The organism is Streptomyces sp. AcH 505 (assembly GCF_000818175.1).
GTDB lineage: Bacteria > Actinomycetota > Actinomycetes > Streptomycetales > Streptomycetaceae > Streptomyces.
The window spans coordinates 5,899,838-5,901,668 of the sequence record NZ_JTIY01000001.1 but is presented as its reverse complement, the minus strand read 5'-3'; the positions used below and the strand labels follow the sequence as shown (position 1 = coordinate 5,901,668).

General features: G+C 71.9%; 3 protein-coding genes and 1 pseudogene. All 4 read right to left on the bottom strand.

Translation table 11 applies throughout. The features are described from left to right. The coding region (locus HY68_RS26425) for an ATP/GTP-binding protein (RefSeq protein WP_063779679.1) at positions 1–626 on the bottom strand (626 nt) is incomplete at its 3' end. Beyond that, complete coding sequence (locus HY68_RS26420) at positions 604–975, bottom strand: DUF742 domain-containing protein (RefSeq protein WP_041993222.1); 372 nt, start codon at positions 973–975, stop codon at positions 604–606. The genes HY68_RS26425 and HY68_RS26420, both read right to left, overlap by 23 nt. A 2-nt stretch (positions 976–977) precedes the next feature. Continuing rightward, positions 978–1,415: a roadblock/LC7 domain-containing protein gene (locus tag HY68_RS26415; RefSeq protein WP_041993219.1), complete on the bottom strand. Its 438-nt coding sequence runs from the start codon at positions 1,413–1,415 to the stop codon at positions 978–980. A 7-nt stretch (positions 1,416–1,422) separates the two neighbouring features. Beyond that, positions 1,423–1,831 (bottom strand): annotated as a pseudogene (locus tag HY68_RS45480) (ATP-binding protein); the annotation flags it as partial.

Here is a 1,831-nt window from a genome sequence, read left to right as displayed (position 1 = left end):
GGGGGCACGGCCGCCGGGGGCACGGGCGCCGGGGCGGCTCCCGTCGTCGTGGTGAGCAGGTGCTGTACGAGCGTGACCAGCGTTCTGATGCCGGAGCTGGCGATCCGGGCGTCGCAGAGCACGATCGGCACCTCGGGTTTGAGATCTATCGCCGCCCGCACCTCGTCCGGTTCGTAGCGGAACGAACCGTCGAACTCGTTGACGGCGACGACGAACCCGATGCCGCGCTGCTCGAAGAAGTCCACGGCGGAGAAGGAGTATTCGAGCCGCCGGGTGTCGGCGAGCACGATCGCGCCGAGCGCGCCTCGGGACAGCTCGTCCCACATGAACCAGAAGCGCTCCTGGCCGGGGGTGCCGAAGAGGTAGAGCACGTGCCGCTCGTCGAGAGTTATCCGGCCGAAGTCCATGGCGACCGTGGTGGAGGTCTTGGACTCGACGCCCGTCAGATCGTCCGTCTCGGCCCCGACCTGGGTCAGCAGCTCCTCCGTGCTCAGCGGGGCGATCTCGCTGACCGCGCCGACGAAGGTCGTCTTGCCGACCCCGAAGCCGCCGGCGACCAGGATCTTCAGCGCCGTGGGGAACGCCGTCGGGGATGGTTCGGAGCTAGAGCTGTCGTCGTAGACCATCGAGCACCGCCTCCAGCAGGGCTTGGTCGGTGGGGTTGTCGAAGGTGTCGGGCGGCCGTGCGGTGATCGCTCCGCAGCCCACCAGGTCGGAGAGCAGCACCTTGGTCACGGTCGCGGGGAGCCGCAGGTACGCCGAGATCTCGGCGACCGAGGTCGGTCCCTGGCAGAGCCCCAGGGCCTCGGCGTGCTCCGGGTCGAGATGTGCCTGCGGGACGCTTCCCGTGGACATCACCTGCGTCAGCAGGTCGAAGGCGACGGCCGGCCGCGTACGGCCGCCGCTGGCCGTGTACGGACGGATGAGCCGGCCGGCGGCTTCGTCGAGCCACGGCCCGTCCGTCGGGACCGGCACCTTCAGCGCCCCGTGAAGCTCTGCGCCGGGCCCGCCGCCTGCCTGACAGGGGTGGCCAGGTACGGCCGTACGCTCTTGACCAGCATCGCCATCTCGTAGCCGAGCACCGCGGCGTCCGCCTCGCGGCCCGCCAGTACGGCCAGACAGGTCCCGGAGCCGGCCGTGGAGACGAACAGCAGGGTGGAGTCCAGCTCGACGACGACCTGCCGGACCTCGCCGCTGTCGCCGAAGCGGATGCCGGCGCTGCGTCCCAGGGAGTAAAGACCTGAGGCGAGGGCCGCCATGTGGTCGGCGCTGTCGGAGTCGAGGCCGTGGGCCGACCTCACGAGGCCGTCGGAGGAGAGCAGCACAGCGCTGCGGGTGTACGGGACACGCTGGACCAGGCCGCTCAGCAGCCAGTCGAGATCGGTGACATGTCCGGTCGGTACATCGCTCGCCATGGTGCATCTACTCCTTGGGGGTGGTGTCGTGGGGGGCGGTGGGGGCGGGCCGCGGGTCCGGGTCGGCGGGCCGCGCGGCGAGTCGCTCTCCGGTCCACGGCTCGGGCGGCTCGGACGGCTCGAACGGCTCGGACAACTCGGGCCGGATCTCGACCCGCGCCTCGGGCTGGGCCTCGGCGAGGCCGATGCCACGGCGGAAGGCGGCCATCAGACCCGGGTCGTGCAGGACGGGTTCGTCGTCGGGACCCGCGGCCGGGGCGTCGCGCAGCTGCGGCACCAGATGCTCCTGGCCCCGGCGTTTGGGCAGTTGGGGCCGGGTCGGCCGACTCATCGTGCCGCGGATCGTCCCGTCCCCAGCGGGCGGCGGGTCACTCGGTACGGGCGGCGCTGCCGCGACCGTCGCGGCGCGTGCGTCG